This window comes from Phyllobacterium sp. CL33Tsu, assembly GCF_900113985.1.
GTDB classification, from domain to species: domain Bacteria; phylum Pseudomonadota; class Alphaproteobacteria; order Rhizobiales; family Rhizobiaceae; genus Phyllobacterium; species Phyllobacterium pellucidum.
Genome location: NZ_FORJ01000002.1, coordinates 272,679 through 298,622 on the forward strand (window position 1 = coordinate 272,679; position 25,944 = coordinate 298,622).

Below are 25,944 nucleotides of genomic sequence, written 5' to 3' on the forward strand. Positions count from 1 at the left end.
ATGAACTTATTTGTATCTGTTTTGTTCTCATTTTGCAATAGACATAAGTGATTGAAATAAATGCGTAACTTTAAAATGTTCGTAAAATGTTCTTGTAGGGGCGCGACATGCTGTCAGGCAAGCTTTCCGCTGTTTCCAGGCGTTGCCGGACAAACCGAAGTTGCGAAAATCGAATCGGCCGGATTATTGCGCCTGTCCGACTGACACTTTAGAGAAGTAGCGCAACGCCAGCCCTTCAATCCGTGGTTTTAAATCGGACAAGCAATCACCCATGACGTCAGGCAACAAACCGCTGCTCTTTGCTGTTGGCGGCGCCCATCTCGACCGGCGCGGCCAAAGCACCGTACCGTTTGTGCCCGGCGCTTCAAACCCCGGTATCATGCGCGAAGAGCCGGGCGGCGGTGTCTTCAATGCGTTAAGGCTGGCGATGCAGCGCGGCATCGCAGCTGAACTCCTGTCCATACGCGGCGGCGACCGTATCGGCGAGACGATTAGCGCAGCGATCGAGTCAGCCGGCATCATCGATAGCTCCGTCGTCTTCATGGATCGGGCGACGCCGAGCTATACGGCAATCCTCGACGAACATGGCGATGTCGTCGCCGCAATCGCCGACATGGCGCTTTATGAAGTCGCGCTCCCCCGGCAACTGCGCCGGCGGAAGGTGCGCGATGCCGTGGCAGCGGCCGACGCCATATTTTGTGATGCCAACCTTCCGGCCGATGCGCTGGAAAGGCTTGCGGGCCTTGCGGAACATCGGCCGATCTATGCCCTGGCGATATCCCCGGCAAAGGCGGTGCGCCTGCGCACGATCCTTGGCAATCTCAACTGCCTTTTCATGAACCGCCGTGAAGCATTGGCCCTGACAGGCCTTGGCCAATCGGCGGAGCTAAAGGAAATCTGCGCAGCGTTGCGCGCGGCGGGCCTTCAAGTCGCCGTCATCAGCAATGGCGCCGGTCCCACCCTCGCCTACCATAACGATCTAGCCTATACACTCGAACCGCCTGGCGTCGACGGGATTGCTGATGTGACCGGCGCAGGTGACGCGCTTGCCGGCGGAACGATTGCCGGGCTGATGCAAGGTGTCGCGTTTCACGAGGCAGTCCGTCAAGGTATGACCGCGTCGATGCTGACATTGAAGACACATTCCGCCAGCCCGATCTTTACCCCCGAGGAATTCGACGCAGCGCTTTCCTTGATACCCGATGCGACCCTGCTGCGTTGATCAAAGGAGCCGACATGACCCTCAATCCCTTTACCGATATTGCCCCCGAGGTCAAGCAGGCACTTGATGCGGGCAAGCCGGTTGTCGCGCTGGAAAGCACAATCATCACTCATGGCATGCCCTATCCCGACAACAGCCGCATGGCCGCGGATGTCGAGGCCATCATTGCGGAAGAAGGCGCTGTTCCAGCGACGATTGCCATTGTCGACGGCCGGCTCAAGATCGGGCTCTCCGCCAATGAACGTGAAGCGCTCGCGCAGGTGAAAGGCGCCATGAAGCTGTCGCGCGCCGACCTTGCCTTTGCACTTGCCGAAGGTTGCACTGGCGGCACGACGGTTGCAGCCACCATGCTTGCCGCGCACCTTGCAGGCATCAAGGTTTTTGCCACGGGCGGCATCGGCGGCGTGCATAAGGGCGCAGAACTGAGTTTCGATATATCGGCTGACCTTGAAGAGCTCGGTCGAACCTCGGTCATCGTCGTATCGGCCGGGGCCAAGGCCATTCTCGATATCGAAAAGACGCTGGAAGTGCTTGAAACCAAGGGCGTTCCGGTCGTCGTCCATGGCGCCGATGTGCTTCCCGCCTTCTGGTCGCGCCAATCGCCGATCAAGGCGCCGCTGCGGCTCGACTCAGCCGAGGCAATCGCCGGGTTTCAACGGGCGCGCGAAGCCATCGGCGTCAACGGCGGCATGCTGATCGCCAATCCCATTCCGGCGGCGGACGAAATTCCGGCGGAGAGAATGGCAGGCTATATCGGCGAGGCGATCGTTCGCGCCACGAAAAATGGCGTCACCGGCAAGGCCGTGACGCCATATCTGCTCTCCGAAATTCTCGACATCACCAAGGGCGAGAGCCTCAAGGCGAACATCGCTCTCGTCGAGAACAATGCGCGCCTTGCAGCGAAGATCGCCGTGGCGCTCGCTATCAGGTAAGCGGCGCGATCTGGATTTCGACGCGGCGGTTCTGGGCGCGCCCGGCTTCGGTCGCGTTGGTTGCCACCGGCTGCGAGGGGCCGAAGCCGCGTACGTCGAAGCGGCGGTTGTCGATGCCCTGCTGGGTCAGGTAGTTGGATACGGAAAGAGCCCGGCGCTCGGACAGAAGCTCGTTGTGCTGCAGGCTGCCGGTTGAATCCGTATGGCCGGCGACATCGACGATGGTCTGGTTGAATTTACGCAGGACCACAGCGACGGAACTGAGCGTCGCGTAGAACTCCGGCTTCACCTGATCTTGGTCGGTGTTAAAGGTAATGTTTGACGGCATGTTCAGAATGATCCGGTCGCCATTTCGGGTCACCGAGACGCCGGTCCCTTGAAGCTGCGCGCGCAACTCCGCTTCCTGGCGGTCCATGTAGTTGCCGATCGCGCCGCCACTGAGCGCACCGATGCCTGCACCGATCAGCGCGCCATTGCGACCCGACTTGCCGCTGCCGCCGCCAATGGCAAAACCAGCGAGCGCACCTGCTGCCGTCCCGATCAAGGCGCCGCCGGCGGTGTTCGACATCTTCTGGTCACCCGTATAGGGGTCCGTCGTCGTGCAGCCCGCCAGAAAGGTCGCTGCCAGGCAGCTGATGGCAAATTTCTTCATCATCGAATCAAGTCCCCGTTTGGATGTGGCGCGGACTATACAAGCGATTCGGGCAAAATATGGGAGGCCAAAAATGCGTGCTGGACGCACCTATACAGCCATCCTCGCGACTTGGCTTGCGGCCGTTAGACTAAGGTCGAACTGATTTTGTGAAGGCACGGTATGACGGCGCGTGGGGCTTAAAGCCGTGGCGTCGCCATCCACCAGTTCACCGATATCACGGCTACGCTCTGATCCGTGCCATCGCGAGACAATCGGCATACCGACCTTCCTTGAAGGCATAGGCTTTGAGTAGCCCCTCGCGTTCAAAGCCGAACGTCTCATAGAGGTGAATGGCAACCTCATTGTCGGTGAAAACCGTCAGCTCAACGCGCTTGATATCCAGCCAATTATCAGCCGCGTCGAGCAAGGCACCGACGAGCGCCCTGCCGATGCCCCTGCCGGTAAACTCATCGTGGACACCTATGCCAAGGCCCGCCGCATGTTGGCGTCTGCCCTGGAATCGCGTGAGCCCCGCAAGTCCGACGATCTGGCTGTTGATTTCGGCAACGATGCTAAGCGTTGCGGTGCCATGGCCGGCGAGCCACGATCGCGTCTGCTCGACGCTTTGATAAGGCAGGCGCAATGTCCCGGCGCGGTAGTGGGGCAAATTCGAAAGCGCGGTGATCTGCTCGACATCTTCCGCCCGCGTGGCGCGGATCAGGAATTCTGGAGCAGATTGTGGTTTGGGTTCACTCATGAAGCTCTCCATCTTGTTTGAGAGAGCGGAGTTCCAACCCTGCTCATCTCGGTGGCAGGGTTTGGTGGATTTATCGCGGTCGATTCAGCGCAACAGGATCCCACCATCCCCGACGGGGATTCCGCGCGGCATCATGGTGGTCGAACGAAGTGTCATTGCGGCGATTAAAACGTACTGAGCGGGCGAATTCAATGAAAGCTTGTCAGATGAGCTTCATCAGTGTTGCGAGTATGCCAAAGCCGACGGCGAGCATTGCACCGAGGCGCAAAGTCAACGTCAGATTAATCGCGTTGACGGCCGCTGCGAGATCGGCCTTTGTAACGAGTTCTGACATGATGTAATCCCTCGCTGCTTCGGCATGGGTCTCTGCGTGCTGCTGGTCGATACCACCGGCACGCAATCGTTTTGAATATCCAAGCGTATCAAATGCTATCGCCATCGTCATGTCTTTTCCCATTGGAACTGCCAAAAATTCGCATAACAACATCAGAGGTTTCAATTCGACTTTTGACTCATTTTCTCAACGTTCTTCAAAAAATTTGACAGCCTTTGCATCCTGAATTCATTTGCGTCCATCAGGACAATCAATGATGCTCCCCGCCATTCGAGAAGAAGGGCGAGAACCATGACGCAATCACAAGAAGCTCCTGTTGCAATCATTACCGGCGGAGGACGCGGCATGGGCGCCGCCATCGCGCGCGAATTGCATGGCCGCGGCTACCGCCTCGGCCTGATGTCGCCCTCAGGCAGCGCCGTCGAGCTTGCAGGCGAACTTGGCGCGATCGGTCTGAAAGGGTCCGCTGGCGAAGCCAGCGATCTCGAGGCGCTGGTCGCACAAACCGTGGAGGCATACGGCCGTGTCGATGCCGTGGTCAATCACACGGGACATCCGCCGAAGGGCGATCTTCTCGACATCACCGACGATAAATGGGCGATTGGCAACGACCTGATGGTGATGAGCGTCGTGCGCATGGCGCGGCTGGTGACGCCCTACATGCTCAAGCAAGGCAAGGGGGCCTTCGTGAACATCACGACTTTCGCGGCCTTCGAGCCGAGCCTGGTCTTTCCGGTTTCCTGCGCCTATCGCGCCGCGGTAGGCGCCTATACCAAGCTTTATTCGGACCGTTATGCGGCCGATAATATCCGTATGAACGCGTTGCTCCCGGGCTTCATCGACAGTCTGGACCACAAGCCGGAGACTGCCGAAAAGGTCCCGATGAAGCGCGTCGGCACGATGAACGAAATCGCCAAGACGGCCGCTTTCCTGCTATCGGACGATGCAGGCTATATCACCGGGCAGAATATCCGTGTCGATGGCGGGATGACGCGTCACATCTAGGAAAGGCTGACGCCGAACGTCTCACGCAGCTGCCTTTGCCCGTTCGGCGTGACGGTTACGGCCCGCGTCCCGTCCACGCGCCTGATCCAGCCGCGTTCGAAGCAATGGCTGCAGAGAGCCGCGCCGATGGCCCCGGCTAGATGCGGGCGTCTTTCGCTCCAGTCGAGGCAGGGCCGGCAGAGAATACGGCCACGGGCTGCGGTCAAGGCCGCAATGTCGATACCGGCGCGGTCAAGCAGCGCGCGCCCGCTCTCCGTCACCTCGCCGGCGTCGAGGCCGAGCTCGAGGTGACCCGCGTCAACCAGCGCGTCGGTGATTGCGACGCCGAGATGGCCGGCCAGATGATCGTAACACGTTCGCCCTGCCCGCAAGGCTGCGTCGCGCGGCCCTGTTCGAACGGGCTTGGCAGCGACGCCCGGCGCCGCAATGCGCATGATGCTCTCGATCATCTGCGCCACGGCGGGCGATGCCAGGCGGTGGTAGCGATGCCGTCCCTGCTTTTCCACCGCCAGCAATCCGGCGTCGGTCATGCGTGTCAGGTGGCTGCTCGCGGTCTGCGCGGTGATCCCGGCGAGTTGCGCGAGTTCCGATGCCGTCAGCGCGCGTCCGTCCATCAAGCCGTTCAGCATGCTTGCGCGCCCGGGATCTCCCGCCAGCGCTGCAATTTCGGCAAATTTCGCGTTGTTCGACATCGCATCTTCCTCACGCCATCTTGCCCTAATTTGCTTTGCCCCTGACGACAATGCTTCGAAAACGGCCGAAGTATCAAGCCGCCTTCGCGGCCTATGTTGATGGCCGGTTAGAAACGCGATGGAGCGAGAGAAATGGCGATCACCTGCATTATCAAATACGAAATCGATCCCTATCAAAGGGGTGCATTCGAAGAATATGCCCGCAACTGGAATGAGGCGATCCCGCGCTGCGGCGCCGACCTGATCGGTTATTTCGCCCCGCATGAAGGTTCTGCTACCCTGGCCTACGGTATCTACAATATTGAAAGCCTCGCAGCCTACGAGGCCTACCGTGCCAAGCTGCGGGACGATCCGGTCGGCCGTGCGAACTATGCGTTCTCAATGGAGAGGAAATTCATCCGCCGCGAGGATCGCACGTTTCTCACTCACGTTTCCGGATTGAACGGGAAGGAACTGATCCGATGATTGCAGTGATTTTCGAGGTCGAACCGGCAGAGGGCCGCTCCGGGGATTATTTTGATCGGGCAGCGGATCTGCGTCCGCTGCTGGAGACGATGGACGGGTTCATCTCTGTGGAACGTTTTCGCAGCCTTGCCAACGCGAACCGCTACCTTTCCCTTTCCTTCTGGCGCGACGAAGCGTCAGTGGCGGCTTGGCGCCAGACCGAGGAACATCGCCTTGCCCAACGCGACGGCCGTGGTGGGATCTTTGCCGACTATCGGCTGCGGATTGCGTCCGTTGTGCGTGACTACGGCCTCAGAGCCCGTGATGAGGCTCCGTCTGATGCGCGGGCTTACCATCATGCCTAGGCCCGTTGTCCGTGATTGCGCTCGGCGCATGCCGGTCCTGGACCACGCATATAGTGGCGTTCGGGCCGGTAGCTCGGCACAATGAACTCGCGGACGACGCGAAGCGTATCGCGCAGCTGGATAATCATGGTCATCATGTCTGGTCTCTTGCATTTTGGCTGCCGGGCGAACCGGTAGCGATCAATTAGCTAAAATTTAACTCATAAATATGAACAGCTCCTGAATGCCATTGGTTAAAGACCGATAAATTCATCAATTATTAGCCTTAACCACTTGGGCAAAAAGACGTTTTTGCAACGGATATTGCCGCGAGAATGCCCCTTTTAAAGCATTGCGACCGCTTCGGGCTTGTCCCTACGTTCGATCACGCATTGCCGATCAAGATACCCGTCGCGAGCACAAGGCTGCCTCCAAGGACTACCTGGATCGCCGCGCGGAAGAAGGGCGTCTCCATGAAGCGATGCTGGATATAGGCAATGGCCCAAAGCTCAACGAAGACGACAAGGGCAGCGACAGTGGTGGCTGTCCAGAAATCGGGGATCAGGTAAGGCAAGGCATGACCGAGACCGCCGATCGCCGTCATCAACCCATTGGCAAGGCCGCGTTTCAGCGGCGATCCGCGACCGGAGAGCTTGCCGTCATCATGGGCGGCCTCGGTGAACCCCATGGAAATGCCGGCGCCAAGTGAGGCCGAGAGACCGACCAGAAAGGTCTGCCAGGTGTCCTGCGTGGCAAAGGCCGCCGCGAAGATCGGCGCCAGGGTTGAAACGGAACCATCCATCAGACCGGCAAGCCCGGGCTGGATATAGGTCAGTATGAACTGGCGGCGCTCCGTTTGCTTTTCCGCGTCCTGAACCGCGTCGGGCGTATGTCTCAGACCAAGCCGGTGCGCCAGCGATTCATGGGCCTTTTCCGCAATGGCAAGATCGCCAAGCAGCTTGCGGGTCGAGGCATCGCTGACAAGTTTGATCGCCGCGGTATAAAATCTGTAGGCTTGCTCCTCCATTTTCTCGGCCATCTCGCGCACCTTGTCGATGCCAAGCGGACGCATCAGCCAATCGGGCCGGCGCTCGATATAACCGCGCACATGCTCCCGGCGAATGAGCGGGATCTGGTTGCCGAAGCGCTCCTGATGCAGCTCGATCAGCACTTGCCGGTGACGGTTTTCTTCCTCGGCCATGTCTTCAAACACTTTGGCGCTGTCGGGAAAATTCTCGCGCAACCCATCCGCATAGGCGAGGTAAATTCGCGCATCGTCCTCTTCTGACGAAATGGCAAGCGCAAGAATCTCCTGTTCGGTGAGCGATTCGAGCGAATGGCGGCGATGGGAGAAGAACCGGCTGAGCATGACAACATCCTAATTTAGAATAATTCTAAACTATAGTTTCCAGCATCATTGTTCAAGTCCGCGCGGGCCTTTCAATGGACAGAAAGAAACCACACGGATATGGTCCGTTCGGTCGCAATCACCCAGGAACTTAACATGACGTTTGCCGGTTTTGTCGCCTATTCGGGCGCTCTTGCCATCGCCGCGGCCATACCCGGCCCGGGCCTCACCGCACTGATCGCACGGGCGCTCGGTTCCGGCTTTCGCTCCGCGCTGTTCATGTCGATCGGGCTCATTATCGGCGACCTCACCTACCTTACCGCAGTCGTCCTAGGCCTCGCCGTGGTGGCGCAGACTTTTGGAACAGTCTTCCTCATCATCAAATGGGCCGGCGTTGCCTACCTCGCCTATCTTGCTTGGGGTCTCTGGTCCGCAGGTATTTCCGCAGAAAAGATCGAGGCGAAGAAAAGCCGCGGCGGGCCGGCTGCAAGCGTTCTTTCGGGACTTACCGTCACGCTCGGCAATCCAAAGACGATGCTGTTCTATATCGCCCTGACGCCGACGCTGGTTGATCTTCACGCTGTCACCCTCGCCGATTATTCGATATTGGCGACGATTACCGTCCTGGTGTTGCTGGTCGTGCTGATTCCTTACCTCGCCCTTGCAGCAAGGGCGCGCGGCCTCCTTGCATCGCCCCGTGCGTTGAAGCGGCTAAACCGGACTGCCGCCGCCTTCATGGCCGGAGCAGCGCTTGCGATCGCCGGGCGCGCTTCCTGACTGGAATGATTTTCCAGTTTTCGCGCGATAATGGCAGGATTTTCCAATGAGGATGCGTCGACCGAACGGCTTCGACTAGGAAATTCCGCCGCTGCCCCATAAGATCGGCCCAACGACGCAATCCAGGATGGGAGTTCATCAATGAGCAACAATGACGCGCGCAAGCCGGGCCGTGGCCGCATCTACAATTCGATCGTGGATACGATTGGCGATACACCCATCATCCGGCTCGACAAGCTCGCCAAGGAAAAGGGCGTGGGCGCCAATCTTCTCGCCAAGCTCGAATTCTTCAACCCCATCGCCAGCGTCAAGGATCGTATCGGCGTCGCGCTCATTGAAGCGCTTGAGGCGCAAGGCAAAGCGACGCCGGGCAAGACGACATTCGTCGAGCCTACATCCGGCAATACCGGCATTGCGCTTGCCTTTGCCGCCGCCGCGAAGGGGTACCGCCTGATCCTGACCATGCCGGAAACCATGTCGGTGGAGCGGCGCAAGATGTTGAAGCTGCTTGGCGCCGAGCTTGTGCTTACCGAAGGTGCCAAGGGGATGAAGGGCGCGATTGCCAAGGCCAATGAGCTCGTCGAAACGACGCCCGATGCGATTATTCCGGGGCAGTTCGACAATCCGGCCAACCCTGAAATCCATCGTCGCACCACCGCCGAAGAAATCTGGAACGATACCGAGGGCAAGGTCGATATCTTCGTCGCCGGCATCGGCACGGGCGGCACGATCACGGGCGTCGGCCAGGTGCTGAAGCAGCGCAGGCCGGAAGTTCGGATCGTTGCGGTGGAGCCAAAGGATTCGCCGGTGCTTTCCGGCGGCAATCCCGGTCCGCACAAGATCCAGGGCATCGGCGCTGGGTTCGCCCCCGCCGTGCTTGATACGCATATCTACGACGAGGTGATCCAGGTCTCGAACGAGGATTCCTTTGCCAATGCGCGTCTCGTGGCCCGGCTTGAGGGCGTTCCGGTCGGTATCTCCTCCGGCGCCGCGCTGACGGCAGCGATCGAGATTGGCAAACGCCCGGAAAATGCGGGCAAGAACATCGTTGTGATAATCCCGTCCTTCGCCGAACGTTATCTTTCGACGGCACTGTTCGACGGGCTCGATAGCTAGGATTCGCGCATCCGCGCGACTGTGTACTTTGGCTCGTCCCGAGGATCCATTATCCGGCCGGAAGGTGGGTCCTCAAGACAAGGGCCCGAGGATGACGGTGGTGGTAGGTCGACGATAACGGCAGTGCTGCGAGGATGATGGCAGGGGTGGGAAGGATGCGTAATTGCCCGACATTGGTGGCGTGAGGTCGGATCGTCACGCGACTATAAAAGCTGTAGGCAAGGATCACGCAGGCGGTGGGCGAATTATGGCCGTAGGCGGCTGGCCGTAGTGGCCGGAGGATGACGTAGTAATGGGAGGATGGCGGTGGTGACCCCAGGATGTCGGTAATGATGCGAGAATAAGGCGGGCAGAATAACGTTGGTGCGTGGTTTAAGCCCCGCTGTCGACTGACCAGGAAGGGGGGCCCTACTTCCCTACTTCCCTACTTCCCTACTTCCCTACTTCCCTACTTCCCTACTTCCCTACTTCCCTACTCGCCCTCCAGCATCTCCTTGACGGCCGTCGCGAGCTGTTTCAATGAGAACGGCTTCGGCAGGAATCCAAACTTTGCGTCCTCGGGCAGATTGCGGGCAAAGGCGTCCTCGGCATATCCCGAGACGAAGATGAATTTTATGTCGCCATATTCCTTGCGCAACTCGCGCAGCAGCGTCGGCCCGTCCATTTCCGGCATCACCACGTCCGACACGATAATATCGACCTTGCCGCCCAGTTCCTTCATTACCTCCAGCGCCTCGACGCCGCTGGAAGCCTCGTGCACCGTATAGCCGCGCGACTGCAGCGCACGCAGCCCGCCCATGCGCACCGCATCCTCGTCCTCGACGAGGAGAACCGTGGCAGAGCCTGAAAGGTCGGTCGCCTTCTCCGCCTTCTTCTCGCGCTTCGGCGCTTCGGCGGCGATCACCTCGCCATCGGCATTGACGGTCGCCGCCTGCTTCTCCTCCACATAGCGCGGCAGGAATATGCGGAAGATCGTGCCCTTGCCGGGTTCGGATTCGCAGTGGATCGAACCGCCGGTCTGCTTGATGATGCCGTAGACCATGGAAAGGCCGAGGCCCGTCCCCTTGCCCACCTCTTTTGTCGTGAAAAACGGCTCGAAGATCTTGGCGATCACCTCCGGCGGCATGCCGGTGCCGCTGTCGGCAACCTCGACCAGCACGTAGTCCCCAGGAATGAGATCACGGTAATTGAGCTCGGTAGATTCGGCCTCGCCGACATTGCGGGTGCGGATGATGAGGTCGCCGCCATCCGGCATCGCATCGCGTGCATTGACCGTCAGGTTGACGACCACCTGCTCGAACTGGCCGAGATCGGCCCTTACCGGCCAAAGGTCGCGGCCATGCTCGATCTTGAGGTTTACTTGCGTGCCGGCAAGCCGCGTCAGCAGCATGCGCACATCGGCAATCACGTCGGTAAGGTTGAGAACCTCCGGCCGCAGGGTCTGACGGCGCGAGAAAGCGAGAAGCTGGCGCACCAGCGATGCGGCACGGTTGGCATTCTGCTTGATGTTCATGATGTCGGCGAAGGACGGATCGGACGCGCGGTGATTGGACAGGAGCAGGTCCGACGACATGATGATGGCGGTCAGCACATTGTTGAAATCGTGGGCGATGCCGCCTGCCAACTGGCCCACGGCCTGCATTTTCTGGCTCTGGGCCATCGTGGCCTCGAGTGCCTTTTGTTCCGTCGTCTCCACCACCGAAACGATAGCGGCTTCCTCGGCGCCGTCCTCCGATCCCGCATCGAACACCGGGCTGATGTAGAAACGCAAATGGCGTTCCTCATTGCCTGGAACGACCGTATCGACAGGCGAAATCTCGGCCTGACCGGCAAATGCAGCCGCAAGTGCCCGGTCAAAGGCTTCGCGGTCGCGCTCGTGCACCACAGTTTCCAGCGGGATGCGCCGGTCGATGTCGTCACGGTCGACGATGGGCGCGAAAAGACCGAGGAACCGCGCATTGGTACGCAGGATCTTGCCTGTGGCATCGACGGCGGCAATTGCCATCGAGGCGGAATTGAAGAAGCGCGTGAACCTCACTTCCGCTGCGCGCAACGCGGCCGAGTTGTCCTCGCCCTCGGCGCGATTGAGAACGATTGTGCGGCTCGGGCCCCGCCTTCCGTCGCGCTGCACCTGCACGCGATGGTAAAAACGCACGGCGAGACTCTGGCCGTTGGCCTTGGCAAGGTCTAGGTCGATCACTGTATTGCGGCTGGTGCCGGGCTCGGTCTTGACCGCATTGATCAGCGCCATGCCATTGCCGGCGACGATCTCGCGAACCATCATCGATCCCGGTGTGAACCGCGTCAGATCGACGCCGAGCCATTCGGCGAGCGTCGCGTTGATGTAGATGATGCGCCCGTCAGGATCGGCCGAGAAGAAACCGGCAGGCGCATGATCGAGATGGTCGATCGCTTCCTGAATGTCCTGGAAATAGCGTTCCTGCTCGGCGCGCTCGGCCGAAATATCGGCGATCTGCCAGGCATAGACCGGAGCGGTCTGGTCAGGAATGCCGGCGACGGGGCGCGCCTTGATGCGGTACCAGGTCGGGACCGGTTCGCGCGACGGATCGAGCGGACGCGACAGCCTGAGTTCTTCCTGCCCGGAAATCCCGTCGCGCACGGCATTGGCGAGACGGTAGATGGGATCTGAGGCGGCAGCTTCACCGGAAAGAATATGCTCGATGGGGCGAACATCATTGGAGTTGGTGACACCCGTCAATTGCGCATAGGCGCGGTTTGCGTAGACGATGCGCCCCTTCTGGTCGCAAACGACGGTGCCTTCGGGCAGCGTATCGACAAAGGCGCGTGTCAGCTCGTCGCTCGTGCCACGCGGGGTAAACTGGATGACGTTGATCGCCGAGCCGAAAAGATAGAATACGCCGGTCATGGCCAGCGTGCCGAGCAGTCCAAGAAGGAACTGTTGCCCCAACTGGTCCCGGTAAATGAAGTAGAGGATCGAAACGCCGACGAGCAGCACACCGAGGATGACGAGGCGCAGACCCGCCTTGTTCGACTTGGTATTCGCAATGATCGGTTCTGGATAAAGATCGCTGTTCGTTTCTTGAGACATGCGTCTCAAACCCCTTTTTACCTCACAATCGCCGCCACAACCCTGGCTGCGCTGTCTCGCTTCGAATCGTTTGGATCATATCTTTTCGGCGCTATAAACCCTATCTTTCAAATGCAGGGCGTTCGTCCACTACTCGTTGGCTGACTGCCGATTCCATATCGTCGCCGGGCGAATGCTTCCGGCTAATGATTTATCCCAGGGTAGACTGACGGCATCAGGGTTGCGGCGGGCATTGGCTCGCACTAGTGTCACGCAAAGTATTGCGTGGAAGCCCATGTCGGGGAACAGGTTTTGGGCTCGGAGACCTTAAAGGAGAGTTCGTCATGAACGCTTGGCTCGCCCCTATCGTCGGTGACACAGCCGCCCCCATTGTCGGTTTTGTTCTGCTGTTCCTCCTGGTGATCCTGCTGTTGCTGATCGTTTTCGCCATCTTGCGGCGCGCAACCGGCGGAACCTTCGTCGCCGGCGGCCGCAACAGGCAGGTGCGCCTCTCCGTCACTGACGCAGCAGCCGTCGACAATCGCCGGCGTCTCGTGCTCGTACGGCGCGACGATGTGGAACATCTCATCCTGATCGGCGGCCCGAGCGACGTTGTCATCGAGCAGAATATCCGCCAGTTCGCAAAGCAGCCCTCGCGCAACGAAACAATAGCACCGCCGGTTTCCGCGCCCGCGGCCGAGGTTAAGCGCCCAGCGGCGGTGGATGAACCGCAGCCGGAGCCGATTGCTCCGATCGCCGCCCCGGAACCGGTCGCGCCCGTCGCGGCACCCGCCCCGTCACGTCCTGCGCAAACCGCCCAGGCCGCGCCGCAGATCCCCTTGCGCCCGGCACCGCCCCAACAGCGTCCGGTCGCGCCGCAGCGGGATTTGCGTCTCGCCGAACCACCGAAGCATGCGCCGGCCGCCGTTCCCGTTCCTCCGCTGCCCGCAGCAGCTGGAGCCGCTCGCGTCGCAACGGTTGCGACGGCCGTAGAGGCCCCTTCCTTCGGCGCACCAGCCGTCGAGACGCCAGTCGTTAGTGAGCCTGCGGCCGAAAACGGTGTCTGGCCCCGCGTCATGCGGCAGGCATCCGCCCCGCAACCGCCAGCGCCGAAGATGGAATCGCCTTCGCCCGCACCCGCAAGCGAGCGCCCTTCGGAACCGCGCACGACCACCGCCGCAGCTTTTCCCTTTGCCGTGCGCAATGAACCCGCCTCGGCTGCGCCTGCACCTTCGGCCTATAAGGAACCGACGCTCGAAAACGTCGTCCCTGCCGAGACGGTGGAGCCCGACGTGACCCTCGGCGAGATCGACTTCTCCGAGGCCTTCGAGGCGGATCTTGAAAGCGAGCTCAACATTGCACCCGGCAAGGACGAGGCGCCCAGGAAAGCCGACAATATCGAGGACGAGATGGAGCGCCTTCTGGGCGAACTCTCGAAGCCCGAAAAACGATAGACCGTAAAAAAACGAAAGGCCCGGAAAACCGGGCCTTTCTCTGGTGCTTTGATCTTCTCCGCTCAGTCGTCGCGGTAAACTTTCTCGCGTCGTTCGTGACGTTCCTGGGCTTCGATAGAAAGCGTTGCGATCGGCCGTGCATCAAGACGCTTCAGGCTGATCGGATCCCCGGTCTCCTCGCAAAAGCCGTAGGTTCCGTCGTCGATACGCTGCAAAGCGGCGTCGATCTTCGAGATGAGTTTGCGCTGGCGGTCACGGGCGCGCAACTCGATGGCGCGGTCAGTTTCGGACGAGGCGCGATCGGCTATGTCCGGCAGGTTGGCGTTTTCCTGCTGCAGGATCTCAAGCGTTTCGCGCGCCTCCCGCAGAATGTCGTTTTTCCAGTTGATGAGTTTTTCACGAAAATAGGATTTCTGCCGATCACTCATGAAGGGCTCGTCATCCGTGGGCTTGTAGTCAAGATCGATCAGTTCATTCATCTTTGAATCACCCTGCACCTATGAGACGCGAGGAGGCCTATATAGGTCGTGTCACATGGGCACACAACTACAAAAAGACATGTAAATCGCAGAAACAAATGGCAGGAATTTGCTCAATTTATTGGCAAAATTGGCAGGATGTTCGAATTTTCTGCACCGAAATGATTGGTTTTCGGGGCCAAACGCGGCCTTTTATAGCTCTTACACTCTACTGGGAGTTGTAGCTTGCACTCCCAGAACGCATGCAGCACAGAATTTCCGCAGGCGCCTTTTGCACAATTATTTGATTATTTTGACATTTGCGCCACAGCTGAATCCAGCAATTGCGTCTTTTGAAGAAGCGTGCAACCACTTCTAAAGGGCATCATAGCGCTGGGAAATCGATAGATGAGTCAGGTCTTTTTGTTGCGGCATGCAAAAGCGCTCTGGCCTTCGGCCGGTCAGAAGGATTTTGACCGTGCCCTCGATATTGCCGGCATCGAAGCTGCCAAGGTCGTCGGCGAGGAGCTGAAGAGGTCTGGATTTCGGCCCGAAATCGTCCTGTGTTCACCTGCAATCCGGGCACGGCAAACCCTGGAATATATCGCTCTCGAACCACCCTTTATCGTTGAAGACGCCGAAAAGCTCTACTCGGGCGGCGCCGATGGCTACCTTTTGAGCGTGCGCATGGCCGGCCTCGAACACGAAACCGCCAATTCCGTCATGCTTGTCGGCCACAATCCCATGATGGAGGAGCTTGCGATCGCGCTCATAGACCAGGCAAAGTCACCGGCACACCCTGACCTCGTATCGGGTTTCCCCACCGCCGGCCTCGCCGTCATCAGTTTCGAGGCCCCTCTCGCCGAAATTAACCCGGGAACCGGTATGCTTCAGGCGTTCTTCTCACCCGCCGAACATCACCTCTGAGACGTCAATTCCTTGCCATCGACCGGGCTTCGTCCCATATGGCTGAAACTGTGACCGCGCCATGGGACGATAGAATTGGGAACATTGACGACATTTACCGACGAAGCCAAAATTGCGCTTGATACATTGGCCGACCGGACCAGTGGGCTCGTTTCGCCGTCGCTGCGCCTCGGCGTGACCGGCCTTTCGCGTGCCGGCAAGACAGTGTTCATCACCGCCCTCGTCCACAATCTTGTCCATGGCGGCCGGTTGCCGCTGTTCGAAGCGCAGAAATCCGGCCGCATCGCCCGCGCCTATCTCGAGGAGCAGCCGGATGATGCCGTGCCGCGCTTCCAATATGAAGAACACTTGAAGGCGCTGATCGACGACCGCATCTGGCCGGAATCGACGCGAGCCATTTCTGAACTCCGTTTGACGATTGAATATGAATCCGCCTCGATGTGGAATCGCATGTTTTCCGGCGGCAAGCTCTCCGTTGATATCGTCGACTACCCGGGCGAGTGGCTGCTTGACCTGCCGCTTCTCGGCAAGTCCTACAGCGAGTTTTCGAGGGACTCCTTTGAGTTGGCTCAGCTCGCCAGCCACCGCGATGTCGCGACCGACTGGCTTCAGGAGGCAGCCGGCGCCGAGACCGATGGCCCGGCCGACGAAATGCTGGCGCAGAAGCTGGCGAAAAGCTTCACCGCCTATCTAAAGGCCGGCAAGGCGGACGAACGGGCGCTTTCGACCCTGCCGCCCGGCCGTTTCCTGATGCCGGGCGATCTCGACGGTTCGCCTGCACTTACCTTCGCGCCGCTTCTCGGCCTTTCCGATGGCAAGCATCGACCCGGGACACTCGCCGCCATGATGGAGCGCCGCTACGAGGCCTACAAGACCCATGTCGTCAAGCCGTTCTTCCGCGAGCATATCGCCCGCCTCGACCGCCAGATCGTTCTCGTCGATGCCATGCAGGCCATGAATGCCGGTGCGGCCGCGGTCGCGGATCTCGAAAGGGCGTTGACGGAAATTCTCTCATGCTTTCGCCCTGGCAGCACAAACTTCCTGACGGGACTGGTGCAGCGGCGCATCAGCCGCATCCTGGTTGCCGCAACCAAGGCCGACCATCTCCACCATGAAAGCCACGACCGGCTTCAGGCCATCGTGCGCCGCCTCGTCGACCGCGCGGTGAGCCGGGCCGATTTTTCGGGTGCAAGCGTCGATGTGCTCGCCATGGCCGCCGTTCGCACGACGCGCGAGGCAACCGTGACGCAAGGCAGGGAGGTATTGCCCGTGATCGTTGGTACGCCCTTGAAGGGCGAGACGATCAATGGCGAGACATTCGACGGCAAGACTGAAACTGCCATATTTCCCGGTGACTTGCCGGCAAAACCGGATTCAATCTTTGAAGCTCCGGACCGCCCCACCGACGATCCGGCCATTCGCTTCGTTCGCTTCCGGCCACCCAAGCTCGAGCGCACCGCCGAGGGTATAACACTATCACTGCCGCATATCCGGCTCGATCGCGCCCTACAGTTCCTCATCGGAGATCGCCTCGCATGACGGACCAGAACTCGCGCAAGCCCGCAGCCTTTCGCCTCGACCCAGCACCTGCAGCGGAAACACGGCACGCTGCCAGTGCGCCGAAATCACAGGTGCGCCGCCCGACAGCGATCAAGGATGTTGCGGTAATTACGCCGGCTGCCGTCGACGTCTTCGACGCCGATGACGCCGTTGCCAATGAGCTCGACGCGCTGACGCCGCCGCCCGCCCTTGCCCGCAAGTCACGCTTTTCTTTCGCATCGCTCTTCACCGGCGCACTCGGCATCCTGGTATCGCTTGCTCTGGGGTTATGGGCCGACAATCTTATCCGCACCTTGTTTGAACGGGCGCCCTGGCTCGGCTGGCTGGCGCTTGCCGTTGCTTTCCTTGCGGCATTTGCACTTGTGGCAATCGTCCTGCGCGAAGGTCTCGCCCTGCGCCGGCTGGCGTCCGTGCAGCATTTGCGCGAAGAGGCAGCGAAAGCCGCCGAGGGCAATGATAGGCGCGCAGCAAAGGCCGTCGTCGGCAAGCTCGTCGCGATCGCCGAGACATTGCCGCCCACGGCCAAGGGCCGCGCGCTGCTCCACGATCTGCGCGACGAGGTCATCGATGGTCGCGACCTGATCCGCCTCAGCGAAACCGAGTTGCTGCGCCCGCTCGACCGCCAGGCACGTGACATGATCCTTGCTGCCGCCAAGCGCGTCTCCATCGTCACCGCGGTCAGTCCGCGCGCTCTGGTCGATATCGGCTACGTCGTGTTCGAATCCGCGAGGTTGATCCGGCGCCTGTCGGAACTTTATGGCGGCAGGCCCGGCACGCTCGGCTTTCTGCGACTGACGCGCAATGTGATCGCGCATCTTGCCGTCACCGGTACCGTTGCCATGGGCGATTCGATCATCCAGCAATTGGTCGGCCATGGGCTTGCCGCTAAACTTTCCGCACGCCTCGGCGAAGGTGTGATCAACGGGTTGATGACGGCGCGCATCGGCATTTCGGCAATGGATCTGGTACGGCCGTTTCCTTTCAATGCCGAACGGCGCCCGAATATAGGCGATTTTATCGGAGATTTGGCCCGTATCAGCGGAACGAAAAAGGAATAGTGCCGCGTTCGCCAATTATTGGTTGCAATCTTCGTCGCGACACGTTTTCTGTGGACGGCAACTTTCCGTTAACCATTCCGGACCATGATCGCCCCACGTACCTATTCCAATGATTTGTGTTGAGTCCCGCCGATGAAGAGAAGCGCAACAGCCGCTGCCCTGTCCCTGTTCGCCTGCGCGCTTCTCGCGCCGCCGGCGCATGCAAGGGACAACGATGCCGAGTTCTTCCGCACGGTCGAGGGTCAATGGACCGGACCGGGCGAGATCGTCGCCGGTAAATACAAGGGCACGAAATTCACCTGCACCCTTGACGGAACAACGCCGGCAGAGAAGCCGGGCATGACGCTCGACGGCAGCTGCCGCGTCGGCATCTTCAACCAGCCGATGAAGGCGACGGTCATCCGCTCCGGCAATAGCTATAAGGGCACCTTCCTTGACGGCTCCGCCGGCAAAGGCCTCGATATCACCGGCGGCAATGTCGCCGGCGACCGCGTCGTCCTTTCGATCAGCCGAAAGCAGCTCACCGGCGCGATGCAGGCAAAATTCACCAGCGACAACACGATGAACGTGACGATATCCGTTCGCCTTGAAGACCAGCTTATCCCCGTTGTCGGGGTTTCCTTGAAGCGCGTCGATTCGGTGGCTGTCGGAAGTATCGCAAAGAACTGAGCCTTCGGCTCTCTTTCGCGTACGCAGTACCTTCCCTTCTCCATCACCTCGCGTTTGCCGGAGTGGCCCGGAATCAACGGTGGTGCCTCAAGCTCCTTCCCGCCACCAGCCGGAATCGCCCAGCGCTTCCTCCACCCCGGCCTTGTCGCAACAGGCTAGCCAATGCGACACGGGCTTGCCGTCAACCACCAGATCCGGTGCAATTTCGGCGAGCGGGACAAGCACGAAGGCCCGCTCGGTCATGCGCGGATGCGGCAGAACCAGGGTCGGACTCGCGAAAGTCTCGAATCCGGCATAGGCAAGCACGTCGATATCGATGATACGCGGTCCCCAGCGTTCTATGCGTTCGCGCTTCATCTCTTTCTCGATGTCGAGGCAGGTCGCAAGCAGCGCCTCGGGCTCCAGCGCGGTCAAAACCTCGGCGCAGGCATTATGGAACCAGGCCTGGTCGGTCTTGCCCCAGGGCGGGGTTTTGTAAACCGGCGAAACAGCGACGACATTCGTATCCTCGCGTCCATCAAGCGCACGCAGTGCCTGCACCATGGCAGCCACAGGGTCGCCGATATTGCCGCCGAGGCCAAGCCAGGCCTTGTGCATGGGTTGCTTCATCGGCGTTCCCGCCGGGCAGCAAGCATCGCATCGGCAAGCGCGAGGGCGCTACGATTCATTGCCACATTGTGCACGCGGAAAATATCGGCGCCGGCGAGGCGAAGCAGAGCCGAAGATGCGGCCGTCGCGACGTCGCGCTGCTCCCCCTCGCCGCCGGACGTTGCGCCGAGGAAACGCTTGCGCGACGTTCCGGCAAGGAACGGATAGCCGAATGCCGCAAGTTCGGCGAACCGGTCCATAAGCGCGATGTTTTCCGCGGTGTCCTTGGCAAAGCCGAAACCGGGATCAAGGACGATCTGCTCGCGGGCAACGCCGGCAAGCTTGGCGATTTCGAGCGAGCGGTTGAGAAACGCGAACTGGTCGACGATGACGTCCGGATCGCGCTCGCGTTCGCGCCCTGTATGCATGATGACGAGACCCGCGCCCGTCTCGGCGGCAAGGTCGGCGATGGCAGGCTCCCGCTGGACGCCCCATACATCGTTGACAATATGGGCGCCGGCGCGAACGGCAAGCCGCGCCGTCTCTTCGCGATAGGTATCGACGGAGATGATGACTTCGCTCTCCTTCACGAGGGCCTCGATGACGGGCAGAACCCGCGACTGTTCCACGTGAGGTTCTACTCGCGTTGCGCCCGGGCGGGTCGATTCGCCGCCGACATCGATGATATCGGCGCCTTCGGCAATCATCTGCCGGGCTCCGGCCAGCGCCTGGTCCAGGGAATAGTGCTGGCCGCCATCGGAAAAGGAATCCGGCGTAACGTTGAGGACGCCCATGATCAGCGCGCGGTTCCCAAGCGTTAACGTGCGGCCATGCCCGAGCTTCCAATTCCAATCCATCGCCTTACTCCCTTCACATTCCCCTGTTTTTGAACAGAACGCGCACGGCGTCAATTCATCCGCAATGTTTTTGACGATAGGGTCTGGATCGGGCAGACTTGGCCGGAACACAGGAACAGATCATGCGTATTTTTGCTAAAGCTGCAGCGTTTGCCACAGCGATCGTCCTTGCAGCACAGCCTGCCAACGCAGCGACCGTCCTGCGCAGCTATGAATACTTCAACCTAAACGGCAAGACGGCGGCGGATCTCGACCGCGAGTTATACCGCCGCGGGCCGGTCCTGCAGAAAACCGGGCAGCGCCATCCGGGCATGACCAAGATGCGCTTCGAAAGCCGCATCAAGTACGGCTCCAATGGCAAGACCTGTCGTGTGGTCGATGCGACGATCATCGTCCACGCGCATGTCTACCTGCCCCGCTGGGCGCAGCGGCGCACCGCGCCGGCCGATCTTGCGATGATCTGGGACACACTGTCAGCCGATATCAAGCGGCACGAGGAAAGCCACATCTCCATTGCCCGCACCGCGGCAGGCAATATGGAACGCCAGATCGAAGCGCTGCCCTGGCGCAGCGACTGCGCGACATTGAAGAATGATATCAGCACGCTGACCGCGAAACTTATGAAGCAGCACGACCTTGCCCAGGTGCAGTTCGACAAGGTCGAGGCCCTCAATTTCGAGGACCGCTTCGGGCGGCTATTAAGCTACCGCCTGATCCGCGAGTTCGGCAAGACGCCGTAACCGGGCCTAGTTGGCGACGCCGAGTTTCTTTTGCAGACTTGTCGATGATGTCGTGTACTGGAAGACGATCCGCTCGCCCGGGCTGACGATGTGCTTTGCCGCCTGTGTCATCAGGGCGGCTTCGTGGAAGCCGGACAGGATGAGCTTCAGCTTGCCCGGATACCAGTTGATATCGCCGATGGCGAAGATGCCGGGTTCCGACGTCTCAAAGTTCTCGACATTCACCGGAATGAGGTTCTCATGCAGATTAAGCCCCCAGTCGGCAATCGGTCCGAGTTTCATCGTCAGTCCGAAGAACGGCAGCATGCGCGTGACCGGAATGTCGATTTCGCCTTCGCTGCCCTTGATCGTCGCATGACTGAGTTGCCCGTCCTCGCCTTTGAGCCCTGATACCTGCCCAAGCTCAAAGCGGACGCTGCCGCTTTCGACGAGTTCGAACATCTTCTTGACGCTGTCGGGCGCTGCGCGAAATTCCGCGCGGCGATGCACGACGGTCAGGCTGCGCGCGATCGGCTGCAGGTTGAGCGCCCAGTCGAGCGCGGAGTCGCCGCCGCCGACGATCAGGATATCCTGGTCGCGGAACTCCTCCATCCGGCGCACCGAATAGAACACGCTCTTGCCCTCATAGGCTTCGATACCGGGAACTGGCGGGCGCTTGGGCTGGAATGAGCCACCACCGGCCGCGATCACGACCACCTTGGCCTCGAAGACCTCGCCCTCGTCGGTTTCGACATGAAAACCGCCGTCGGCCTGACGCTCCAGCTTCGTAACCATCCGGTTGAAATGGAATTGCGGCGAGAAGGGCTTGATCTGCTCCATGAGCTTTTCGGTGAGATCATGGCCGCTGATGACAGGCCAGGCCGGGATGTCATAGATCGGCTTTTCCGGATAGAGCTCGGCGCACTGGCCGCCCGGACGATCGAGAATGTCGATGAGGTGGCATTTCAGGTCATAAAGGCCAAGCTCGAACACCGCGAAAAGACCGACGGGGCCGGCGCCAATGATGACAATATCGGTTTTGATAACTTCGCTCATCGAAAATTCCTCATGCCAGAAGGTCTGTATGCCGTGCAGACGAAATTGGGATCTTGGCTGGTGCATACGGGACGCACGGGCTGCACAGCGCGTAGCGACTGCATTCACCAAGGTCAAGTGAGTGCATCCTCGCCCACCCGTAAAATGGCGCGCCGATCGGCGATTTTAATCCATCGATGAGAAAATATCAGGCCTGCCGCTCGGGAACATGCACCACGAGACCGTCGAGATCGTCGGATACGCGGATCTGGCAGGACAGGCGCGAATTGGGACGCACGTCATAGGCGAAGTCGAGCATGTCTTCTTCCATGGCTTCCGGTTCGCCCACAACGGCCGTCCACTCTTCATCGACATAGACGTGGCACGTGGCGCAGGCACAGGCGCCACCGCATTCCGCATCGATGCCCGGCACCGCATTGCGGATCGCATTCTCCATCACGGTCGAGCCGTTTTCTGCGTCCGTTTCGAACCGTGCGCCATCAAAAGTGACAAACGTGATTTTCGCCATAGCATGCCCCAAGCAGGAAATTTTATCGCTGACATAGGGATTTGGGGCGGGAAGTCAATTGCACTCCCTGACGCAGCCCGAGCACGCGCGGCACCGGGCAACGTTATGTCGGAAGCTACGCCTCAACGGGTAATGGCAGCGATATAGTCGCGCACGTCGTCGATGATGGGCCGCAATTCCTTGAGCTTGCTTAGGTCGGCCGGCGCATATTCGATGGCTTCAGCCACGTCGGCAACGCCGAAAGCGCCGATGATGCGGGCCGAACCCTTGAGCGACTTTGCAAGCCGTGCACGCTCGTCCGGTGTCGCATGGGCGAGCCGATCGACAATGCTGCTGGTCTGGCGGGAAAAGAGGCCGAGAATTTCAGTTTCGAGCGTGCGGTCGCCGAAAGTCTCGCGGGTCAGGTGAACGAGGTCGATCGGTCGTTTGCGCGAAGGGAGCGATTGCTCTCCGCCCGGCAATGCGAATGCCATCGATGCCGCCTGTTGTGCCATTGCTACTCTCCAGAACACGTTTACGAATGAACGAACAAGTTTCATCAAATTGCGCTGATTCAAGGTTAAAACTTGGCAATCGCCGGGCGTTTTAAGGATTATGGTGAACGTTCGGTAAATTTTGAGTTTTTGCTGAAATTTGGGCCGCTTTAGTTCTTCGGCTTGATGCGGCTGCCCGCGCCTAGTCTTATAGATATGCGATTGAAGATGCGCATCCCGCCTCGGACTATGCTGAAGCGGGATGCGGGATTTTAATATGCGCTACTTGCGGGCAACGGTTGAGAGCGGTGCTTCCCGGCTGAAGTTTTGCAACTCGATACCGGTGACCGCCACCTTGCCGCTGGGGAAGCTGAGCTTCAGCTCCTTCAGCCCGGTCATATCAATGCCGCCGAACGCCTTGAGCGGGATTGCAACCATGTTGAGCAGCACTTTCATCTGGCCATTGGCGAACCGCGTATCGCGGGGATCGTCGGTCATTGGCAGCCCGTTTTCCATTTTGCGCGGGGCATTGTAAAGCGCATCGGTAAAGGCGCTTGCGGCAATGGTGGCCGACTTGCCGCTCTTGTCGGTCAGCGTCACGTTGACTTCCTGTCCTGTGGGACGCACGACCCCAATGCGGAATGTCAGCGTATCGTACGGTTTGGCGGAAAGACCCTTCAGCTCCGTCACGATCGAAGCATCGGGCTTTGTCCAGGCAAGCTCGAGATGATCGGCAATTGAAAGCAGCCCTTGCCAGGTGGAATATTCAAAGCCCTGCAGCCGGTTTGACGTGCAGCTCTTGGGCCCCCAGCCGCCCAACTCCATTGGGCAAAAGGCAGCCGCGTCAAAACCGCTCATGCTGAAGCTGCCGCCAAGTTCGTTGCGCTCCATGCTGCTGTTCTCGAAACGCTGGATGAGCTTGCGCTTGTCGGCGCCCTTCTGCACGCTCAGGGCAACCCATTCGTCGCACGGACCGTCGGTGGAGGGGCAGGCGGCATTCGGCAAATGCGCGGCCGCATTCCAGTAGGGAGCAAACTTCTGCTCGCCGCCGACATGGTAACGCATGAACGAGCTGATAAGGAAATTGCCGCTGCGGCGCTGATCGCTCTCGCCTAGCCGGATGCCGTCCAGCCTGGCTGCACCGCAATATTCATCCGGTTTGGGGCCGAAGTCGTCGCGTCCCCATTCCGTGTTGTAGTAATTATGGTTGGCGCCCTTGACCATGATCTGATAGCGCGGCGCCATATCGCTTATCGGGCCGAAGCGATTGTGATCATAGGCAACCGCTCCTTGAAGATTGAACATATCTCCATCGCAGTCGGGCAGCAGGACGGCAAGCGGCACATTGTTGATACCGAGATTGCCATCGAAATCAGTCGGGGCCAGCATGAAAGCGCCCTTGAAGTCATAGGGCTTCACGCTCTCGCGCCCGGCGGCGTAGAAGAGATTATATCCCTTGGCGGCTTCCGCAAATTTATCGTCGTCAATACTGGCCGGGGCCGCGGCGACCGCAGGGCTTCTCGAAGTCCCCGGGATGGATTCGATTCCCGGTTTGACCGCCTCAAGCAAGTCAGGATAATCCTCCTCGAAGAAATAGGGATTTGCTTTCAATGACGCCCGCAGATTTTCCTCGGTCACCCCGAGCCGTGTCTGGTTGAATTTGATGGCATAGGAGACGCCCTGTCCGCCGCGCGAATGACCCATGATGCCGATACGGTCGAAATCGAGCTTGTCGTTCAGTACGTCGAGCGGCCCGGGTTCATTGTCTGAATTAACCTGGCCGGATGCATCGACCTGGCGCAGCCGATCCAGCGTGCCCAATATGAGTTGCGCCCGCGACTGGCTGGACTCGTCTCCATCAATCGCGCTGCCGCTATTGATCCCGTTGGCGTCGATCGAGGCCACGACATAGCCATGCGCCGCCAGATCCTGAGCAATATAATCATACCCTCTATAGCTCGGATCAGTGTTCCAATGATTCCCGTGCAGAAAGATGATAATTGGAAACCGTTCTGCCGTTGCGGCTGATTTCAAAGGTTGGGGATAGCGTATTTGGCCCCTGATAGGAGTGATGAAAACCTCATCGTCGCTGGGTGTAGCGGTCTCATAAATGCCGTACTGTCCGGCCGTCGATGCCACGAGGTTGCCCAGGTCGTAGTCAAGGGCGGGCGAAGGTTTAAATGTTGCGCCGCCGACCGTGTCGGGGGCGATTTCGGTGAATCGCACCACTTTTTCTTCCGCAGCGGGCATTACGATTTGTGTGTCGGTGGGCCCGGTGAGCGGGATCGCCTCGCCGCCGCCCAGTTGTGGATCAGGCGACCCTGTTCCGGGAACGACGGTGACCGTTCCTACAACAGGTCCTTCCGTCGGGCTGGGATTTGCAGGCGCCGTTTCCTTCAAATCGTTCAGTGTTTCGAATGTTGAAGCCACCGCTGCGGGTTCGACCGTTGGCGCCGCCGTTACCCGCCCTTCCGTATAACTTTGATCGCACGCCGATAAAAATATCATCATCATGCCAGCCATGCATGTTCTGTGTGCAATATGCTTTGTTCTATAAATCATCCAGTTTCACCCAATATGTGGCGTTTGCGCTTAAAAATGACTCAAAACACGTAGTTTGCCGATAAAGCATCCGGCAGCAGACTCTTTTCCGTGTATCCATAGTCAGCAATTTTCGTGCCAGAACGGGGCGCGCCGTTTTTAATTGGGACGAACGCTTGCAACGATAAATCAACCCGTGTTGCGCCTTCTCGAGTCTATCGAAACAAAGGCATGACACAGAGAGGCGGACTGGCTCCGCCGGGAGCACCTGCACCATAAATTTTGGCGATGCCGCCTCCCGTTAACCTTGTGTTTAAACTTTTAAGCATTTGCCGAATCCGTTGTTTCTTTCCAATCCATGTGTCAGTACGATAAAGTAGCGGCGTAATGAGTATGGCGCGGGGGACTTCGCATGTGGTCAA

Annotated in this window: 27 protein-coding genes; 13 read left to right on the forward strand and 14 right to left on the reverse strand. The window is 59.6% G+C overall.

All coding sequences use genetic code 11. The annotated features are described in order from the left end of the window. The first annotated feature begins 271 nt into the window (after nucleotides 1-271). Together BM074_RS10950 and BM074_RS10955 are read left to right on the forward strand one after the other, a co-directional pair. Nucleotides 272-1,222, forward strand: coding sequence for a carbohydrate kinase family protein (locus BM074_RS10950; protein ID WP_027231650.1), 951 nt, complete (start codon nucleotides 272-274; stop codon nucleotides 1,220-1,222). Nucleotides 1,223-1,236: 14 nt separating this feature from the next. After that, nucleotides 1,237-2,154: a pseudouridine-5'-phosphate glycosidase gene (locus BM074_RS10955; protein WP_091921935.1), complete on the forward strand. Its 918-nt coding sequence runs from the start codon at nucleotides 1,237-1,239 to the stop codon at nucleotides 2,152-2,154. Here BM074_RS10955 and BM074_RS10960 read toward each other — a convergent pair. The 3 genes from BM074_RS10960 to BM074_RS10970 form a co-directional block, all read right to left on the reverse strand. Beyond that, on the reverse strand, nucleotides 2,147-2,809 hold the full coding sequence (locus tag BM074_RS10960) for a YiaD family glycine zipper/OmpA-like lipoprotein (protein ID WP_091921937.1): 663 nt from the start codon (nucleotides 2,807-2,809) through the stop codon (nucleotides 2,147-2,149). The genes BM074_RS10955 and BM074_RS10960 overlap by 8 nt on opposite strands. A 220-nt stretch (nucleotides 2,810-3,029) precedes the next feature. Next, nucleotides 3,030-3,545, reverse strand: a complete 516-nt coding sequence (locus tag BM074_RS10965) for a GNAT family N-acetyltransferase (RefSeq protein WP_244532817.1) — start codon at nucleotides 3,543-3,545, stop codon at nucleotides 3,030-3,032. A 202-nt stretch (nucleotides 3,546-3,747) separates the two neighbouring features. Continuing rightward, the gene (locus tag BM074_RS10970) at nucleotides 3,748-3,984 is read right to left on the reverse strand and encodes a hypothetical protein (RefSeq protein ID WP_091922430.1); all 237 of its coding nucleotides are present in this window, start codon (nucleotides 3,982-3,984) and stop codon (nucleotides 3,748-3,750) included. A 186-nt stretch (nucleotides 3,985-4,170) separates the two neighbouring features. On the opposite strand from BM074_RS10970, the gene BM074_RS10975 reads away from it, so the two are divergent. Then, nucleotides 4,171-4,884, forward strand: a complete 714-nt coding sequence (locus tag BM074_RS10975) for an SDR family oxidoreductase (RefSeq protein WP_091921941.1) — start codon at nucleotides 4,171-4,173, stop codon at nucleotides 4,882-4,884. Here the strand turns inward: BM074_RS10975 and BM074_RS10980 are convergent. Next, nucleotides 4,881-5,576: an ArsR/SmtB family transcription factor gene (locus tag BM074_RS10980; RefSeq protein WP_027231656.1), complete on the reverse strand. Its 696-nt coding sequence runs from the start codon at nucleotides 5,574-5,576 to the stop codon at nucleotides 4,881-4,883. The two genes, BM074_RS10975 and BM074_RS10980, sit on opposite strands and share 4 nt — an antisense overlap. Before the next feature lie 132 nt (nucleotides 5,577-5,708). On the opposite strand from BM074_RS10980, the gene BM074_RS10985 reads away from it, so the two are divergent. Both BM074_RS10985 and BM074_RS10990 read left to right on the forward strand, forming a co-directional pair. After that, entirely contained in the window at nucleotides 5,709-6,041 is a 333-nt protein-coding gene (locus BM074_RS10985) for an NIPSNAP family protein (RefSeq protein ID WP_091921943.1), read from the forward strand. Continuing rightward, nucleotides 6,038-6,385, forward strand: coding sequence for an antibiotic biosynthesis monooxygenase family protein (locus BM074_RS10990; protein ID WP_091921944.1), 348 nt, complete (start codon nucleotides 6,038-6,040; stop codon nucleotides 6,383-6,385). Before BM074_RS10985 ends, BM074_RS10990 begins: the two co-directional genes overlap by 4 nt. Here the strand turns inward: BM074_RS10990 and BM074_RS23010 are convergent. Both BM074_RS23010 and mbfA read right to left on the reverse strand, forming a co-directional pair. Beyond that, entirely contained in the window at nucleotides 6,382-6,522 is a 141-nt protein-coding gene (locus tag BM074_RS23010; protein ID WP_153669021.1) for a hypothetical protein, read from the reverse strand. The two genes, BM074_RS10990 and BM074_RS23010, sit on opposite strands and share 4 nt — an antisense overlap. A 227-nt stretch (nucleotides 6,523-6,749) precedes the next feature. Next, the gene (gene mbfA, locus BM074_RS10995) at nucleotides 6,750-7,733 is read right to left on the reverse strand and encodes an iron exporter MbfA (protein ID WP_091921946.1); all 984 of its coding nucleotides are present in this window, start codon (nucleotides 7,731-7,733) and stop codon (nucleotides 6,750-6,752) included. A 135-nt stretch (nucleotides 7,734-7,868) separates the two neighbouring features. On the opposite strand from mbfA, the gene BM074_RS11000 reads away from it, so the two are divergent. Continuing rightward, nucleotides 7,869-8,489: a LysE family translocator gene (locus BM074_RS11000; RefSeq protein WP_091922431.1), complete on the forward strand. Its 621-nt coding sequence runs from the start codon at nucleotides 7,869-7,871 to the stop codon at nucleotides 8,487-8,489. Nucleotides 8,490-8,630: 141 nt separating this feature from the next. Further along, a complete protein-coding gene (cysK, locus tag BM074_RS11005) occupies nucleotides 8,631-9,605 on the forward strand; it encodes a cysteine synthase A (protein ID WP_091921948.1) in 975 nt (324 codons plus the stop codon). Nucleotides 9,606-10,077: 472 nt separating this feature from the next. Here the strand turns inward: cysK and BM074_RS11010 are convergent, their stop codons facing one another. Next, nucleotides 10,078-12,675, reverse strand: a complete 2,598-nt coding sequence (locus tag BM074_RS11010; RefSeq protein ID WP_091921950.1) for a cell cycle histidine kinase CckA — start codon at nucleotides 12,673-12,675, stop codon at nucleotides 10,078-10,080. 323 nt (nucleotides 12,676-12,998) lie between these two features. Here BM074_RS11010 and BM074_RS11015 point away from each other — a divergent pair, with 323 nt between their 5' ends. Then, a complete protein-coding gene (locus BM074_RS11015; RefSeq protein ID WP_091921952.1) occupies nucleotides 12,999-14,108 on the forward strand; it encodes a flagellar biosynthetic protein FliO in 1,110 nt (369 codons plus the stop codon). A 62-nt stretch (nucleotides 14,109-14,170) separates the two neighbouring features. Here the strand turns inward: BM074_RS11015 and dksA are convergent, their stop codons facing one another. Continuing rightward, nucleotides 14,171-14,587, reverse strand: coding sequence for an RNA polymerase-binding protein DksA (dksA, locus tag BM074_RS11020; RefSeq protein ID WP_027231664.1), 417 nt, complete (start codon nucleotides 14,585-14,587; stop codon nucleotides 14,171-14,173). Between the two features lie 387 nt (nucleotides 14,588-14,974). On the opposite strand from dksA, the gene BM074_RS11025 reads away from it, so the two are divergent. From BM074_RS11025 to BM074_RS11040, 4 genes are all read left to right on the forward strand, one after another. Further along, nucleotides 14,975-15,493, forward strand: coding sequence for a SixA phosphatase family protein (locus BM074_RS11025; protein ID WP_091921954.1), 519 nt, complete (start codon nucleotides 14,975-14,977; stop codon nucleotides 15,491-15,493). A gap of 75 nt (nucleotides 15,494-15,568) precedes the next feature. Further along, a complete protein-coding gene (locus tag BM074_RS11030; protein ID WP_091921956.1) occupies nucleotides 15,569-17,032 on the forward strand; it encodes a YcjX family GTP-binding protein in 1,464 nt (487 codons plus the stop codon). After that, nucleotides 17,029-18,111, forward strand: coding sequence for a YcjF family protein (locus BM074_RS11035; protein WP_091921958.1), 1,083 nt, complete (start codon nucleotides 17,029-17,031; stop codon nucleotides 18,109-18,111). Before BM074_RS11030 ends, BM074_RS11035 begins: the two co-directional genes overlap by 4 nt. Nucleotides 18,112-18,243: 132 nt before the next feature. Further along, nucleotides 18,244-18,780 carry a hypothetical protein gene (locus tag BM074_RS11040; protein ID WP_091921960.1) on the forward strand — a complete coding sequence of 179 codons (537 nt, stop codon included), beginning with the start codon at nucleotides 18,244-18,246 and terminating at the stop codon, nucleotides 18,778-18,780. 87 nt (nucleotides 18,781-18,867) lie between these two features. Here BM074_RS11040 and folK read toward each other — a convergent pair whose 3' ends face one another. Continuing rightward, complete coding sequence (gene folK, locus BM074_RS11045) at nucleotides 18,868-19,389, reverse strand: 2-amino-4-hydroxy-6-hydroxymethyldihydropteridine diphosphokinase (RefSeq protein ID WP_091921961.1); 522 nt, start codon at nucleotides 19,387-19,389, stop codon at nucleotides 18,868-18,870. Continuing rightward, a complete protein-coding gene (folP, locus tag BM074_RS11050; protein ID WP_091921963.1) occupies nucleotides 19,386-20,225 on the reverse strand; it encodes a dihydropteroate synthase in 840 nt (279 codons plus the stop codon). Before folP ends, folK begins: the two co-directional genes overlap by 4 nt. 122 nt (nucleotides 20,226-20,347) lie before the next feature. Between folP and BM074_RS11055 the strand changes: the two genes are divergently transcribed. After that, entirely contained in the window at nucleotides 20,348-20,965 is a 618-nt protein-coding gene (locus BM074_RS11055) for a DUF922 domain-containing Zn-dependent protease (RefSeq protein WP_027231671.1), read from the forward strand. A 6-nt stretch (nucleotides 20,966-20,971) separates the two neighbouring features. Here BM074_RS11055 and BM074_RS11060 read toward each other — a convergent pair whose 3' ends face one another. The 4 genes from BM074_RS11060 to BM074_RS11075 all read right to left on the reverse strand — a co-directional run bounded on the left by BM074_RS11060 (nucleotide 20,972) and on the right by BM074_RS11075 (nucleotide 25,495). Next, the gene (locus tag BM074_RS11060) at nucleotides 20,972-22,000 is read right to left on the reverse strand and encodes an NAD(P)/FAD-dependent oxidoreductase (protein ID WP_091921965.1); all 1,029 of its coding nucleotides are present in this window, start codon (nucleotides 21,998-22,000) and stop codon (nucleotides 20,972-20,974) included. Between the two features lie 187 nt (nucleotides 22,001-22,187). Beyond that, nucleotides 22,188-22,508, reverse strand: a complete 321-nt coding sequence (locus tag BM074_RS11065) for a 2Fe-2S iron-sulfur cluster-binding protein (RefSeq protein ID WP_091921967.1) — start codon at nucleotides 22,506-22,508, stop codon at nucleotides 22,188-22,190. 122 nt (nucleotides 22,509-22,630) lie between these two features. Then, on the reverse strand, nucleotides 22,631-23,002 hold the full coding sequence (locus BM074_RS11070; RefSeq protein ID WP_091921969.1) for an Hpt domain-containing protein: 372 nt from the start codon (nucleotides 23,000-23,002) through the stop codon (nucleotides 22,631-22,633). A gap of 261 nt (nucleotides 23,003-23,263) precedes the next feature. Then, on the reverse strand, nucleotides 23,264-25,495 hold the full coding sequence (locus BM074_RS11075) for an alpha/beta hydrolase family protein (protein WP_139217652.1): 2,232 nt from the start codon (nucleotides 25,493-25,495) through the stop codon (nucleotides 23,264-23,266). Nucleotides 25,496-25,944 lie beyond the last annotated feature (449 nt).